Annotated in this window: 17 protein-coding genes and 1 pseudogene; 2 read left to right on the forward strand and 16 right to left on the reverse strand. The window is 45.3% G+C overall.

What is annotated here, in order from left to right; genetic code table 11:
* Positions 1 to 265 precede the first annotated feature (265 nt).
* Together FLB61_RS10840 and FLB61_RS10845 are read left to right on the forward strand one after the other, a co-directional pair.
* The gene (locus FLB61_RS10840; RefSeq protein ID WP_221920148.1) at positions 266 to 1,066 is read left to right on the forward strand and encodes a helix-turn-helix domain-containing protein; all 801 of its coding nucleotides are present in this window, start codon (positions 266 to 268) and stop codon (positions 1,064 to 1,066) included.
* 39 nt (positions 1,067 to 1,105) lie between these two features.
* A complete protein-coding gene (locus tag FLB61_RS10845) occupies positions 1,106 to 1,675 on the forward strand; it encodes a DNA-3-methyladenine glycosylase I (protein ID WP_005934810.1) in 570 nt (189 codons plus the stop codon).
* 731 nt (positions 1,676 to 2,406) lie between these two features.
* Here FLB61_RS10845 and FLB61_RS10850 read toward each other — a convergent pair.
* The 16 genes and pseudogenes from FLB61_RS10850 to yqfC form a co-directional block, all read right to left on the reverse strand.
* A pseudogene (locus tag FLB61_RS10850) lies at positions 2,407 to 2,526 on the reverse strand (helix-turn-helix domain-containing protein); the annotation flags it as partial.
* Between the two features lie 83 nt (positions 2,527 to 2,609).
* Positions 2,610 to 3,080 (reverse strand): signal peptidase I, encoded by a 471-nt coding sequence (locus FLB61_RS10855; protein WP_221920151.1) that lies wholly within the window; start codon positions 3,078 to 3,080, stop codon positions 2,610 to 2,612.
* Positions 3,073 to 4,230: a hypothetical protein gene (locus FLB61_RS10860; RefSeq protein ID WP_221920153.1), complete on the reverse strand. Its 1,158-nt coding sequence runs from the start codon at positions 4,228 to 4,230 to the stop codon at positions 3,073 to 3,075. Before FLB61_RS10860 ends, FLB61_RS10855 begins: the two co-directional genes overlap by 8 nt.
* A complete protein-coding gene (locus FLB61_RS10865) occupies positions 4,227 to 6,221 on the reverse strand; it encodes an isopeptide-forming domain-containing fimbrial protein (RefSeq protein ID WP_087200386.1) in 1,995 nt (664 codons plus the stop codon). Before FLB61_RS10865 ends, FLB61_RS10860 begins: the two co-directional genes overlap by 4 nt.
* 12 nt (positions 6,222 to 6,233) lie before the next feature.
* Positions 6,234 to 6,755: a hypothetical protein gene (locus FLB61_RS10870; protein ID WP_087200384.1), complete on the reverse strand. Its 522-nt coding sequence runs from the start codon at positions 6,753 to 6,755 to the stop codon at positions 6,234 to 6,236.
* 15 nt (positions 6,756 to 6,770) lie between these two features.
* On the reverse strand, positions 6,771 to 7,430 hold the full coding sequence (locus FLB61_RS10875; protein ID WP_087200382.1) for a SipW-dependent-type signal peptide-containing protein: 660 nt from the start codon (positions 7,428 to 7,430) through the stop codon (positions 6,771 to 6,773).
* A 235-nt stretch (positions 7,431 to 7,665) separates the two neighbouring features.
* Complete coding sequence (locus tag FLB61_RS10880) at positions 7,666 to 7,845, reverse strand: DUF4250 domain-containing protein (protein ID WP_087200380.1); 180 nt, start codon at positions 7,843 to 7,845, stop codon at positions 7,666 to 7,668.
* Entirely contained in the window at positions 7,838 to 8,422 is a 585-nt protein-coding gene (locus FLB61_RS10885) for a 5-formyltetrahydrofolate cyclo-ligase (RefSeq protein WP_087212965.1), read from the reverse strand. The genes FLB61_RS10880 and FLB61_RS10885 overlap by 8 nt, the downstream gene beginning before the upstream one ends.
* On the reverse strand, positions 8,400 to 8,621 hold the full coding sequence (locus FLB61_RS10890) for a DUF896 domain-containing protein (RefSeq protein ID WP_087200375.1): 222 nt from the start codon (positions 8,619 to 8,621) through the stop codon (positions 8,400 to 8,402). The genes FLB61_RS10885 and FLB61_RS10890 overlap by 23 nt, the downstream gene beginning before the upstream one ends.
* A 33-nt stretch (positions 8,622 to 8,654) precedes the next feature.
* Positions 8,655 to 9,038 carry a hypothetical protein gene (locus FLB61_RS10895; RefSeq protein WP_087200373.1) on the reverse strand — a complete coding sequence of 128 codons (384 nt, stop codon included), beginning with the start codon at positions 9,036 to 9,038 and terminating at the stop codon, positions 8,655 to 8,657.
* 46 nt (positions 9,039 to 9,084) lie between these two features.
* A complete protein-coding gene (locus FLB61_RS10900; RefSeq protein ID WP_087212962.1) occupies positions 9,085 to 9,897 on the reverse strand; it encodes a PfkB family carbohydrate kinase in 813 nt (270 codons plus the stop codon).
* Positions 9,898 to 9,907: 10 nt separating this feature from the next.
* Positions 9,908 to 11,557 carry a putative polysaccharide biosynthesis protein gene (locus FLB61_RS10905; RefSeq protein ID WP_221920155.1) on the reverse strand — a complete coding sequence of 550 codons (1,650 nt, stop codon included), beginning with the start codon at positions 11,555 to 11,557 and terminating at the stop codon, positions 9,908 to 9,910.
* 64 nt (positions 11,558 to 11,621) lie between these two features.
* Complete coding sequence (ybeY, locus tag FLB61_RS10910; RefSeq protein WP_087200368.1) at positions 11,622 to 12,116, reverse strand: rRNA maturation RNase YbeY; 495 nt, start codon at positions 12,114 to 12,116, stop codon at positions 11,622 to 11,624.
* Between the two features lie 2 nt (positions 12,117 to 12,118).
* Positions 12,119 to 13,132 carry a PhoH family protein gene (locus tag FLB61_RS10915; protein WP_221920158.1) on the reverse strand — a complete coding sequence of 338 codons (1,014 nt, stop codon included), beginning with the start codon at positions 13,130 to 13,132 and terminating at the stop codon, positions 12,119 to 12,121.
* Complete coding sequence (locus FLB61_RS10920; protein ID WP_221920160.1) at positions 13,107 to 14,354, reverse strand: sporulation protein YqfD; 1,248 nt, start codon at positions 14,352 to 14,354, stop codon at positions 13,107 to 13,109. The genes FLB61_RS10915 and FLB61_RS10920 overlap by 26 nt, the downstream gene beginning before the upstream one ends.
* Positions 14,348 to 14,677 carry a sporulation protein YqfC gene (gene yqfC / locus FLB61_RS10925; RefSeq protein ID WP_221920162.1) on the reverse strand — a complete coding sequence of 110 codons (330 nt, stop codon included), beginning with the start codon at positions 14,675 to 14,677 and terminating at the stop codon, positions 14,348 to 14,350. The genes FLB61_RS10920 and yqfC overlap by 7 nt, the downstream gene beginning before the upstream one ends.
* Positions 14,678 to 14,694 lie beyond the last annotated feature (17 nt).

Consider the following 14,694-nt stretch of genomic DNA (forward strand, 5'->3'; position numbering starts at 1 on the left):
CACATACATCACAGTTCTCCGATTGCCACACTTATGTTTATTCTTGTTATGAGATTTTCTTGCCCTTGCATTTGCCCTTATGAGCAATGAGGGAAAGAGTAAACTTGTGTGTGACCGTATAAAGAGATAAGGCGAACACATTGCGATAAATCCTTTATTTTCAAGGCTTTTGGAGGATTTTATTAAAACACTGTAACCTCTGTTGAGAGGTTATAATTTACTGATATTCAAATCCTAATTTATCGGGCAGACAAGGAGGGAGAGCATGGAGTTATCCATACAGGAACGGCTAAAAGACCTGCGTGTGGAGCGTGGGCTGACATTGGAACAACTTGCGGAGCAGACCCATCTCTCCAAGTCTGCGCTGGGCAGCTATGAAGCGGAGGACTTCAAGGACATCAGCCACTATGCCATTATCAAGCTGGCAAAGTTTTACGGCGTGACCGCCGATTATCTGCTGGGGCTGTCCGAAACCAAAAATCACCCAAACACCGATCTTGCAGACCTGCGTTTGAGTGATGATATGATTGAACTATTGAAAAGCGGGCTGGTGGACAATTCCCTTTTGTGTGAACTGGCGACACACCCGGATTTTCCTCGGCTCATGGCTGACCTTGAAATTTATGTGAATGACGTGGCAGGAAAACAGGTGCAGAGCGCAAACGCCATTGTGGACGCTGTGAGTGCAACAATTATGAAACAACACAATCCCGGCTTGACTGACCCGCAGTTAAGACAGCTTATCGCCGCCCACATTGACGATGACAGCTTTTGCCGCTATGTGATACAGCAGGACATAAACAAGATAGCCCTCGACCTGCGGGAAGCGCATAAGAACGATTTTTTCAGCGTTCCGGAGGACAACCCGCTGGAAGATTTCTTGCAGACCGCCGAGGAAACCGCCAGAGAGGACAGCGACCCGGAGCAAGCGGCTTTGGCGTTTATCTGTAAGCGGCTTAAACTGAATTACAAGAAGCTGTCTGAAGAAGAAAAGAAGTGGCTGAAAAAGATTGCACAGAAGTCGGACTTGCTGAAAAATCCAAACCCACAGCGGGGGAGAAAATAAGTGGGCGACAAAAACAAATTTTACAAAACGGAGGATACCATGAAGAAAGACGATAGAGAAAGATGTTCGTGGGCAACCACAGAACTCTATAAAGAATACCATGATGAGGAATGGGGAAAGCCCGTTCATGATGATAGAAAACTATTTGAAATGTTGGTTCTTGAAGGTATGCAAGCCGGATTATCATGGCTGACGATATTAAATAAAAGAGCTGCATTTAAGGAAGCCTTCAACGAGTTTGATTATCAAAAAATTGCTCTCTATGACGAAACTAAAATTGATGAGTTAATGCAAAATCCCAATATTGTTCGCAATAGATTAAAAATTAAGTCGACAATCACAAACGCACAGCAATTTATCAAAATCCAAGAAGAATACGGAAGTTTTGATAAGTTTATTTGGTCTTATGTTAAGAATAGACCGATTCATAATCATTTCAAATCGGAAGCGGACATTCCTGCAACAACGCCACTTTCAGATAGAATCAGTAAAGACTTAAAAAAACGAGGCTTTAAGTTTGTAGGCAGCACGATTATATATGCGTATATGCAGGCAATCGGAATTGTAAACGACCATGTGAAAGGTTGCTATTTGTATGTACCAGAATAATTCAATATTTCGGTACAATTTATCGAGAGATAGCAAAGCCAGCCGAGCCAGTCAACGGTCAAGATGAACGGCGCGGCGGTGCCGTTGACAGTCCCGCCCGTCTTTGCTGATGGGCAATCAAGGCGGGAAAGCCCTAAAATGGCTTCCCGCCCATTTTAATTTTTACATCTTTAAACACTCCAAAATCAGAAAGAGAGCGGCCAAGCACTTTGAGGGATTGGCCGCCTTGTCCACCCATCCAGCGGGGCGGCGGTCAAGGCCGGGTGTAACCCCGTTCATTTCAGCCTTGACGGTTGCCCGCTGTCCTGCTACTTTTCCGGGAGTGTGGCCACAACTTCGGGACACTTTGTCCACAAGTCGGAGCGTAGGACGAGGGACGGGGGCTTTCATATACGCCCAGTCTGCTGTTGAAACCAGACCTGTGCTTACGGCTCTACGCCACGCAAGCACAGCCCTGTTTTCCTGCCGCTTCAAATGCCCTTGCCCTCCCCGGCGGCAACGGCATTTTCACGGCAACGCCGACAGAGCGTATAACACACTACACTTTGCTTCGCAAAGTCGTGTGCCAAATGGGGGCGTTGCCCCCTTTGGAAACCCCCACAAGAAAAGGCGGTACGCTACCCCTCCACGGGGCGCATACCGCCTTTTCTTGTTATCCAGCCCTCCGGCTGTATCGATTGAGCAAAAGTCAGCGTGGGATTGATGTGGTATCTTTATCTTTGGGAAACTCCCGTTTCCCACTTTGAAACTGTGGCTTTTGTTACCCCGACAAATTTAGCCAGTTCTTCCTGTGTAATTTTCTTTTCTTTCCTTAACCTGGAAAGATTTTCTGCAAATTTGATTTTATCCATTTTTTTCTTTCTCTCCTTTGCCTCCATTATACGCCGACAGCATAATAAAACAATGGAGGCAAAAGATACTTTTTGAAATTAAATCAACCAATGCGATACATGCGTTTCCTTTTCTGTCCTTTTCTGAAAATTCCACGCACAAGAAAATACCCTGCCAGATAGAGAAGTGTTCTGTAACTACGCAGAGCATCGTAGATAACAGCCCCTTTTCGGAGAACAAACACCATTTTCCCATATACCTGATCTTCCGCTACCGGACTGAAATCTTCCGTTTCGTTTGCATCCCCTTTTGTCACAAAAGCGCCGTTTTCTTTTCTCTGTACTCTGTGAAGGACAAAGCTTCCGCCAGAGAGCCGAAACGCAATCACATCGCCGGTCGAAATAGGATGGATATCGTCTTTTTTCAGATATACAAGATCTCCTGCCCGCACCGTCGGTGTCATAGATCCTGAAAGTACTCCAAAAGGTTCCAAACCAGCCAAAGGAAGAATTCCGATAAAAAACAGATACGCCGCCAGAAGAAAGGCCTGCATCCGGTCAAGCATCCTAAACATGCCGTCTCTTTTCCTTTCTTTTCCTCCGGATCCATCCATAAGCGCATCCAAAAATCGTACATCCGGCGGCTGCGAAAATCAAGAACAAACCGGAAATCGACCTCTCTCCTGTTTTTACCGGTTCTTTCTGATCCGGCATGATGTCTCCTCCTGAATTTCCCTGTTCCGGCGGATCTGCCATAGCACTTTGCCCCAGGAATGTCCATGTCATAGAACCGTTTTTCCTCGCATATGCGTTGTCCAGATTCTCTGGGATTGATAAGGAGAAAGAAAGCGTGTCTTCCTCTCCCGGACCATATTCTCGCAAAAATTGGAATTTGGAAAGGGAATCCGGATCCAGATTATCGTCGTATACAGTTTCTCCGCTCTTTTCCGTAATCGTCAGATGCATCTCCTGAATCAGTTCACTTTCCAGTTCTGCCGCCACTTTCATCCACAACGTCTCTGTAACCGGAAAGTTATTTTTGATTTGGATCTCTCCTTGGAAAACATCTCCCGGGGCCAGATCTCCAAAATCTTCAAAAAATGTATCTGGATTTGCCGCGATCCGATCGCCCTCCAGGATGACTTTACAAAGCCCGGCATCAGAATCCATAAGGCGGAATGTATACCCCTCTTCCGGTTCATTTGCCTCCAGGATCTCCGTGTCGCCCCACGGTGTATCTGATGTAAAATCCGGTTCAAAGTTCCGGCTCTGGACAGCATCTGCCTCGGTCTGAATTTGGATATTTTCCTTGTCAATCTTATCCTGATCCCATGATTGTGGCAGAGCAAATGTTTTGTAAACCTTGACGCTCTCGCCATGAGAAATCGGTTTTTCATAGTAAAGATACTTGCCTTTTTCGATCCAACCGTCCGGAATTCCGCCGAAACATGTAAGCGGTATCTCCTCCTTGGCATCTGTTAAAAGCCGCACTCTTACATAGCAGCTGTCTCCCTGGACTTCAATATCCGTCGGCATGCTGACTGGTTTCCCTGGCACAAGATTCCGAGCCTCTTCCACAGTTTCCTGCCGGATGGCAATCCGCACCTCTCCTGTTCGAAATCGGGATGTGACAGATGTCTCTTTTTCTCCGGATGCGGATGCCGACATGCCAAGAACAGACAACATGATCAGAACCGCAGGGACGATTTGTATCTTCTTTTTCATTCGCCCACCTCTTTTCCAAATCGATTGACAGTCACGTCATTATGACTCAAATTCCTGTAATTGGAAAGTTCATTGCAGAATGTTGCTTTGGCATCATTGTGATCCAGCGTCTGAAGTTCTGCCTCCTCTCCCTTTACTGTACCATGTTCTACTTCTTTGATGCCTGTAAAACGATAACGTGCCACCTCTATCTCGCAGACGGTCCACGTTCCTGCAGGAACATTCACAGTGACAGATTTTCTTCGGATTTCCTCCTCTCCGAAAGGGTCATCAAAGGAAATCATTCGGTAAAAAGTTCGTTTTCCGCCATCGATGTCCTCTCCGGAAATCCGGAACAGAAAGGTAGGCACGCCGTAGGGTTCATAGGCCCCTTTTACTTCTTTTGTGATCGTCAATACAGGATTTCTGTTGTAAATAACCTTTATCTGATGGTCCGCATTGAGTTTTGTAAAAGAATATTCCGAAGGGAATTTAGACGGATCGATTGTATTTCCGTCCACAGATATGGATTCCAGTTCAAATCCTTCCTCCGGAGCATACTGAATTTTCTTTGTGCTCCCGGCTTCTGCTTTTTGATCTGATGAGGTAATGGTTCCATTCTTGACTTCAGTTTGAATTTGAAAATAGAAACGGTTCGTGACTGGTTTGCTTTCCTTTTCTCCGAGATCCGTTTTCAGAAATGCAGTGTTGCTTATTTCATTAGAGTTTCCGAATATATAATCCGGCCGCTTATGTACAGTAATGCGTACTTCCAGCGTCTTCCCATAGATCCAGCCAGAACTGGTATCTTTTGCTCTTACTTCGACTTTATCTTGCACGCCTTTTTCTGTCTGTATATCGAAAGATGAAGTGACTTCTTTTTCGTTATCAGCATCAAACACCGTCACAGTATCGCATGTCACAGCTTCAGGCAGTGTATCTGTCATCACGATATATTCATAATAATCCGCCGGCTGACACTCCGGTATTTTGAAATTAACCTGATACTCGTATGGCTCAGATCCGTGAATGTCTGTCTTTGACACATTTTTCTGCGGAGTTGGAGTGATGAATTTCCCATATCCTTTCGCGGAACCGGCAATCCATCCTAGCGTGACTCCGCCTTCATTTACTTCCTCTACAGCCCGCTCTCCTTCCATGTAGATTTCAAATTTGGAATAAGCTTCCTGAAGCTGCTTAGTGACATACTTCTCATATGTGCATGTTCCAGGAAGCGCCACACCTCCTCCTACTCTAAGCGTAAAGACTGATGTATCTTCGTACTGGATTTGTACACTGTCCTTTTCATACTCCTGCGAATCTATGTTATCTGCATAGAAATAATGGAATCCGTCCTCTTCCTTGTAATAAACTCTGCTGTCTTCCGGTATATTCATCCCGCTTAACGAGTCGTTTTTGCTGATCCCAAGTATCTGTCCGTAATCCAGATCTTCCGCCCGATAGGTCATATCCACTTTCAAAGGATTCCCCTGATCGTCAAATATTTCCAGTTTTGCTTCATACCAAATGTCGCTGAAAGTCAGCCCATAGAGATCTGTCGTAAGTGACAGAACTACGCCTACTACCGGGTAGTATCTTTCCCCTGATTCGGTTCGATAATCTGGCCAGTCTGTAAATGTGATCTTCAGATTCGTGCTTTTTCCTTTGTAATTTCCCATATTTGTAAGATAACAGGAAATTTTCCCTTTCTGCGCGTCGCTCGTGACCATCTGTCCCCACCGTTCGATGGAGGCTCCTTTCTGATGATACGGCTTTTTCCCATTAACTCCACTTGCATCTGTCCATGTACATGTCGTCTGTTCTGTCCTCTTCAGCCGGAAAGAATAGTCAGAGTTTTCCGGATCCCCATAATTTTTGACTGTAATATCACTTCCTTCCTGCTTTGCTGCTTCGAGAGCAGGGACATGGGTTGCTGCATGGGAGACGATGCCTCCAAATCCCAGAAGGAACGCCATACAGACAGTAATAAAGAGTGTTTTCCATTTCTTCAAATTGATTCCTCCTTACTTTCCCTTTATGGATGCAAACGCTTCTATGGGAGAGTCGTACCCTGCTGCCTGGACCGTCTCCTCGTACACGATCACTTCAAACGGAACTGCCTCGTCGTGTGTACGCACCGCACGAATGATCGGTTCTGTCTCTTCCCCTGGTCCAAGGATGTGTTGATAATAATAATACCCATCCTCTCCTTTTTCAGACCAGTCCTTAGTATTCACGTCCATAGTTACATGTACTGCACTGTCCCAGGTTTCCGCGATGACTCTGACATAGCAGTCGGTATCCGTATCATTTTTGACTGTCACAACTTTTTCATATTCCGTATCCGGCTTTACTTCATCCGGCGGGGTAAACTCTTCCTCGATATGGCTTTTATTGCTTCCGGCACGGACTACATTGACCTTTTCATCCAAGTTGGATAGATATGCATCCGCCACCCCGGCAAGACCCTGGTACAATTTGATGCCTCCAAAGAGAAAACCTCCCAGAACAGCCAGTATACAGAGTTTCCTGGTCCATCTTCTCATAGCCGCTCCCTTCTTTTATCCTTCCTGGTTTTGCTTCATATACATATCGTAAATATCTTCCGGCAATTTGGAATCTCCTGCGTTTTCCGCCTGGATCGCATAGCTCTTTACCGGGATTTCCAATGTAGCGTCATCGATCTGTCCTTCCACTGCATTGACAAGTGTGATGTCAGTAAAAAGCGGCGGTGTCGTCTCGCCCGGTTTGAGCATCATGCACTCTGTTTCGCTTCCGTACGCATAGACATATTTCCGGAATTTCTCCTCGTCGTTTTCTCCAACATCCTCCTCCTTGATCTTGGTCCATCCTTCCTGGATTTCATAGGAAAAAAGTTCCGTCTCAGCGGCAGGAAGCTTCTGTCCATCCTCTCCCACACAGACTATATTTTTAACCGGAATCTGTACTTCAGCGAAGACAAAAGCATCATTTTTCCCCGTGTTCGTGATTTCCGGATCTTTCTGGATCATTTCGTTCGGAGTAATATCCTGCTTGTCGTCTTCCGGCACATCCTCCCATCCCGGTTCTTCCAAGTCTGTCTTTACATTTCCAACTGTTACCGTGTTGATCTTCTCATCAGAATCTGTAAAATACGCAGACAGTCCGCTAAGAGCGCCAAAACAGGCGGTTCCCACAAGCGCCATGGCGATAATCGCCTTCCATATTCTATTTTTTCTCATAAAATTCCTCCATAATCATCCTTTATTCAGTAAATAGGTACAAAAATAAAACCACCAAGGGAACCACCTCCTCTGCTCGTCCTGCTTTGTCTCAATAAAATAAATTGGGATTGCTGAAACAGAATCGTTTCAGACAAAATAGAATGGCTGTCTGATGCAGCCTTTTTAGAAATGTCTACAGTATAGCACGGGCATATATAAAAAGCAAGCAGAAAGTAGATAAACTGCTTTCTGCTTACACAAACTGATTTCTTTCCGAATCGTATTCATAATCGATAGCTCCAAGCGCAGAACAGATCTTTGCTTTTTCCACGCCCATATCCTCACACATGGCATCCAGGTTCGGATAATAGTCTCTCAGTTTCATATTGACTGCGCTCAGCATCATGACCGGATCTTTTGGCAGACTATACATGTTCTTCCCTCCTCTGCATGTAAATATGACTCTCTGTTACGATCATCTCCGGGCAAACGTCAAACGGACCAGAAGGAATCTTGTCCAATACCTGGATATCAAACCCCAGCGCCGCTGTGCGGATATTCTCTCTTCCTTCCAGGTAGCGGTCATAATATCCCCCTCCGTAGCCGATCCTTCTGCCCTTTTTATCAAAAACCGTCCCGGGAAGAATGGCAAAGATATCCACACCTTTTTCCGCCTCCCGAAAAACCGGGCACGACATTTTCGGCTCCTGGATCCCCCACACTCCGCTCTCAAAATCTTCCCGGCTTCTTACCTGACAGAAACGGATCTCATTCCCTTCCACTCTCGGGGCACAGACTGTTTTATTTCGTTTCCACGCATCGTCAAAAATTACTTCTGTTTCTACCTCCGAGCGGAAATTTCTGTAAATGAGAAGAACATGTGCCTTTTGGTAGACTGGGAGATCCTTTATTTTCTCTGCAATCCGAAGGCTCTTTTCATGCCTTTCTTCCTCCGGCATGGCATCTCTTTTCCTGATGATCGCTTCCCTAATGTGTTTTTTTCTTTCCATACTTTTCGCCCAGGTTGGTTATCGAGCCATCTTTTTCTTTGATGGAAATATTGTTAAGCTGCCCTCTCAGATTTTCCCGGAATGCATCGATATATTCCTGACGCAAAATCTTCTGCTCTATCTTTTCCTCTTCTGTGAGGCCTTCAGCTTTTGACTTATGATATAATTCGTTGATTCTTCGAATCCGTTCTTCTTTCATATCCTTTGTACCTTTCTCTTTTTACTTTCTTACTTAACTGGAGTAATTCTCCAGAAATCCGTACAGTTTTTTGACAGTGCGGATTTCCTTTCCCTTCTCTATTTCTTGGCGCACATCTTCTGGCAGATCCGCTGTAACGATATTTGTGTATTCATAGATCGTCGTCTTATCGGATTTATATACAGCCACAAACCCATTGAGATCCATCAAATAAAACACTTCGTCCTCGCCTTTGCTTCCTTTGGCGGAAACTTCATATCCTGCTTCTTTCTGTGCTTCCTGAATCTTTGCCTCCTCAATTTTGGCTTCCTGCCTGGCTTTCTCTTCCGCGTAATGGAAGCTGATCTGATAAGCAGCCCCCAGAAGTCCAAGACAGCAGGCAAAAATCACACAATACCAGATACCGTATCTTTTCATAAGAAGTCCTCTCCTTTTTTATACAGTATCGGCAAAATGACAGAATTTATACAAGCCGACGCAAAAGCGTCTCAAAAGGAAGACCGTCCCTTTCCGGCGTCCCTTCTTCTGCTTTCATCTGAAGGCAGTCCGCAACAAAATCCGATGCTTTCTTTACGCATTCTCCGCATTTGGCTCCATTTATATAGACACCTGCAAAGACTCCGTCAAACAGATCCCCTGTCCCGTGAGACATATATGGGACCTTTTCCCTTTCCTGGATCTCAAATATACCTTTTTCCCAGATGGCAGTCCGGATCTTTTCTTTTCCGGAAACTGCACTTGTGATAACGACAGTTCCTGCCCCAAGTGTTGTCAGATGCTTTGCCATATCAAGCACCTCGTTATCGTCCGCCTCATCTCTGTACGGTTTACCAGACAGAAATGACGCCTCGGTCATATTTGGCAAAAGAACGTCCGCACAAGATGCAAGGCGTCTTAGCGCACTACAGTAGGAATCATCAAAATTGGAATAATACTTTCCATGATCCCCCATAATGGGATCAAAGATAACAGGAATACCCTGCATCTTTTCCAGAAGTTCAAAAACTTTCTCCGCCATTGCGGCACTGCCCAGGTATCCGATGAACACGGCATCAAAACGGATCCCTTCTCTCTCGTAATGCCGAAGGCAATCCTCCACGTATGTCCCCGGAACCGCAAGTACAGCCGGCTTCCCGTAACCACCCGTATGGGTGGAAAGAAGCATCGTGGGAATCGGACAGACTTCCACGCCCATTCCATTCAGTATCGGGATCATGTTCATCATCCCTGCTTTGCCGGCAGAACAGAGATCGTGAATCAAAAGCAGTCTTTTCATCCTCTCTCTCCTATTTCAGTAAATGTACTTTTTTCAATAGACCTGCAATCTGAATTCCTTTTGGCATTGAGCGGATTTCCTGCTCCGTCAGTCCGCCAATTGCAAGCAGTCCTACTCCATATACGACAACACCTACAACGATGGCAATGACAGTTGCCACTTTATCATGGATGACAAGTGCCAGCATGAATTGCACTACAAAAACGACAACTCCCATAATCACGGCTGCGATCGTAGGAAGGATAAACGTCTTTTTCTTTTCCTGTATATACCCGACCGCTTCCCGAAGGTCGTGTGCATTCAGAATACACATCGTAATGCCAAATACAACCTTGCTTGCCACCACGGCATAAATGCTCCAGTGGAAAACTACCAGCATAATAAAAAGGCATACTACATGGATGATAAGGGAGACCGTCGCATTCTTGACCGGAGCCATCATCTTGTTTATCCCTTGAAGCACCGCATTGGTCAGCGTAGATATCGAGTAGAACACAATGGAGACTGCACCGATCCGGAACAGGTTGGCCGCAACTGTATTGTCGATAGATCCCCATATGAGATCCAGCATCTCTTTTGGGATGACGATGAATGCCACCGCACTCGGCACCGCGATCAGCATCGTCATTCGCATTGCAAGTTCGATTTTCTGATGTACCTGGCCACTGTCTTTGTTCTCGTACGCACGCACAAGCGGCGGCACGACTGAAGACCCCAGCGCATTTGCCATGAAAAGAGGAACGTTAAACAGCGTATAATACTGTCCAAGGCTTCCAAGAAGATCGGCCGCATACTTTTCGGAAAATCCCTGTGCAGACATGATACTTGTAAACATGGCACTGTCTATAACATTTTGTATATTATAAACAGTTGAACTTAAAATGACCGGTGCGATCGTAAGGATCAGGATACGAAAAAGGAAACGGAAAGATTCTTTCTCCGCATGTTTGTCCCGGTACATTTTTTTTCTCAATACATTTTTATATGCATAGAAAATCAGGATCAGGAACATAAGAGCTGTCAACCCACCGACGATAACGCCCAGTGTTGCTCCTGCCGCCGAGTATGCCGGACCGTAAAGCTTGTTCCCCTGTTTTTCTGCAATATTCTGCCCATACTTCAGAAGCACTGCCGCGCCGACAATACTTACAATGGCATGGATAATCTGTTCCAGTATCTGGGAAACCGCTGTAGGCACCATAGAGCCTCGTCCCTGGAAATACCCTCTGAGGACACCCATCACAGCCACGATAAAGAGACCTGGTGCTAAAACCCGAAGGCCATAGGCACTCATTCCCATTTTCATAATGTCTCCGGCGATAAAGTCCGCCCCAAAGAAAATCAGAAAGCTTACTCCGCCTCCCACAACAGCCGCAAACAAAAGAGCTGTCTTTAAGATTCGGTATGCATTCTTTTCCTGCCCTTTGGACAATCTTGCAGAGACCAGTTTTGACACGGCAAGCGGCAGACTGTAGGACGTCAGGATCAGCGCAATATTGTAAATCTGATATGCAACTTCATAAAATCCCTGTCCTGTGATCCCCATTATATTCAAAAGGGGAATACGGTATATCATACCAATAATTCTGGAAATCATCCCCGCCGCCGCAAGAATGCTGCCTTGCACAAGGAACTCATTTCCATTTTTCTTTTTACCCATAAAACACCCCGCTATTTCTTTTTCTTTTGTCTGATTTTATACACTTTGTGTCAGCGCCAACACATCATCTGGATATCCCAAGCTTTTCCAGGATCTCTTTTTGTTTCGCCTCCATCACAAGCCTCTCTTCTTCCTCCATATGGTCATATCCCATCAGATGCAGCATACTGTGAGCGATCAAAAACGCGTACTCTCGCAAAACCGAATGCCCGTATTCCTGTGCCTGAGCCAGAACTTTTTCTTTGGAAATCACAATATTTCCAAGTACCGCTTCCCCGGTCTCAGGGTTGAAGCAATCTTCTTCCGACTCCAGGATTGAAAAATCCCCTGCTTTGTCGTAGGAGATCATTGGGAAAGACAGGACGTCTGTCGGCCTGTCTATATCTCGGTACTCTCTGTTCAGTTCCTGGATCGCTTCATTGTCCGTCAGAAGAATTTCCACTTCCGCTTCATATGGAAAGTTCTCATAATCAAGGGCTGCATCTATCACTTCCCTGGCCGTCTTTTCACAGTCGATAGAAAGTCTGATATCTGACTCTTCTTCAAAATATAAACTCATCTTTACTCCTTTTGTCCTCTGATTCTCCTGCTTTTATTCTTTCTCTTCTTCCCCTTGTCTTCCATTTTTTCGTATGCCTCATACGCTTTGACGATCTTCTGTACGAGCGGATGACGCACTACGTCTTTGCTGGTCAAACGGCAGATGCTGATACCATCCAAATTTTTGACTACTTTTACCGCCACATCAAGACCTGACATCTGACCTGAAGGAAGGTCCTTTTGTGTCTCATCCCCGGTAATAACGACTTTTGACCCGAATCCGATTCTCGTTAGAAACATCTTCATCTGAGCCGGCGTCGTATTTTGTGCTTCATCCAGAATGATAAAAGCGTTGTCCAGTGTCCGTCCTCTCATGTAAGCCAGCGGCGCCACCTCAATCAGACCTTTTTCTGAATTTTTCTGGAAGCTTTCTGCACCCATGATCTGATACAGTGCATCATAAAGCGGTCTCAGATACGGATCGATCTTACTTTGCAGATCGCCCGGAAGGAATCCAAGCTTTTCCCCTGCTTCAATAGCCGGTCTTGTCAGGATGATCCTGCCCACTTCATTGTTTTTAAATGCTGTAATAGCCATGGCCATGGCAAGATAAGTCTTTCCTGTTCCGGCAGGGCCAAGTCCGAATACAACCATATCGTTGCGGATGGCATCCACGTAAGATTTCTGTCCAAACGTCTTTGGCTTTACAGGTTTCCCCTGGATCGTATAGGCAAGCACGTCTTTGTCGATTTCCAGGACATCCCCTTTTTCATTTTCCATAGACAGTGCCAGCAGATAATCCACATTTTGTTCTGTTATGACATTTCCTCTTCTGGAAAGCTCCAGAAGCTTTTCAAGAATTTCTTCCGCCTGTTTTGTCCGATGTTCTTCTCCCATGATCTTCACGCTTCCATTTCTTGCGATAAAAGTCACGTGAAGAATCCGTTCTATCTTCTTGGCATGGACGTCCAGCTGTCCAAATACATTTCCTTCGTGCTCAGCCGGAATTTCAATCATTCTCTCTAACGTTCCCATGTTCTGTCTTTCTTTCCTTTCCGCATTTTTCAAGCAGAGTTAATGTTCCCCTTGCATATGCGTTGTCTTTGTCCTTGTATATTTTAACATTATTCTCCAAAATTTGAACCCCTTTTTTTCTTAAATCCCTCTGGAATAGTGCAAATCTTTCACTGAGGATTTTCTGAAACTCTTCCTGGGTGTAGGTTTTCCCAATATTTTTGTACGTCCGCATCGTCCGGATGCCTACGGAAATGGGAAACTGAAAACTTTTCGACAGACCGATCCTTACTTCTGAGGAATGAATCTCCATCTGTTTTCCAGCTTTCATCTCGCTCCCAAGAGCATATTCCTTTTTCCCTGTTTTCCAATAAATCTGATGCTTTTCCCGTTTTTCATAACGCTTTTCCTTGTAACTAAGGTTCAGAATATCCTCATACTCCTGTTCTGTTTCCATCCAGATGTCCGCGTCGGAATGCTGGTATTGCCATCCTGTGATTTCCTGGCTGTCATTTTTTATCTCCACTTTCCCTGATACAAGAAGATCTCCTTTTTTTACCTGATCTCCTTCATGGACCTGCGGAATACCATTTCGAACTACGATCTTTCGCACGACACCGTCTTTTTCCGCGATAAGATCTGTCCCTTCTTCACTGTTTTCTCCTGTCTTCTTTTCTTCCGCCCCTTGTTCAGCCTCTTCCCCGGAATCGCTGTTTTCTTTTATAGCAATGCGGATGCGGCACCCTTCCAAAGAAGCGGAGACCCATATCACATCTTCGAACTCTTTCCGGATCATCTTTGCGATCTCTGGGCAATCCACTTCCGAGCGTCTCATTCCGCAGGCAATCTTCTCTTTTCTCAGGAAAGCAAGGAGCGTCTCGTCGGTCTTTTTATAATTTCCTTCTATCTGTATATCCCACACAAACAACGACAGCACATAAATAAGAGCCAGACATCCCAGACACCCGGCAAAAAATACTTTTCGTTTTCTATGCTGAAAGAGAAAGAAAGGAAGGCCGTATTTTTTCAGGATCCGCATTCTCGTGTTGGTCTTCCGCAAAATGGGGCCAAGATGTTTTACTCCGTGGATGGTAACATACATCTCATACGCATGCCCCTTTGGTTCCAGACCCCATACCGGAATATGATGATACCGACACAGATTCAGAAACCGTTCTGGAGAATTTCCCCTGATCCGGATTCTGACATAACCTTTTACGTATCGCAATATCCGAGTCAGCAATGTCCATCCTCCTTGTTCTCAAATTCCACTTTTGCTATATTCCCTGTGATCTGCATCTCATCATCAAGATAGTACTCAATCCGCATTCGTCGTCCTGTGACCCTAAGAACACCTTCCTTTGTCCGAATCCGGATCAATTCTTCTGTATATTCCAAAATCCCTCTGTAATTCTCTATACATAGTTCCGCTTTTCCCGTCAAGGAAACCAGCGGCATCCCAAGCACAACATCTTTAGGAACATCTGCCGCCTCAGCAATCTTTTTTCGTACGATATCTCCACGCGGCTCTTTTCCGTTGTTTTTTTTGTTTTGCCTTGTTCCCATAAAAACGCCGCACACCT

Origin of the sequence: Sellimonas caecigallum (assembly GCF_019754295.1) — a bacterium.
Taxonomy (GTDB): domain Bacteria; phylum Bacillota; class Clostridia; order Lachnospirales; family Lachnospiraceae; genus Sellimonas; species Sellimonas caecigallum.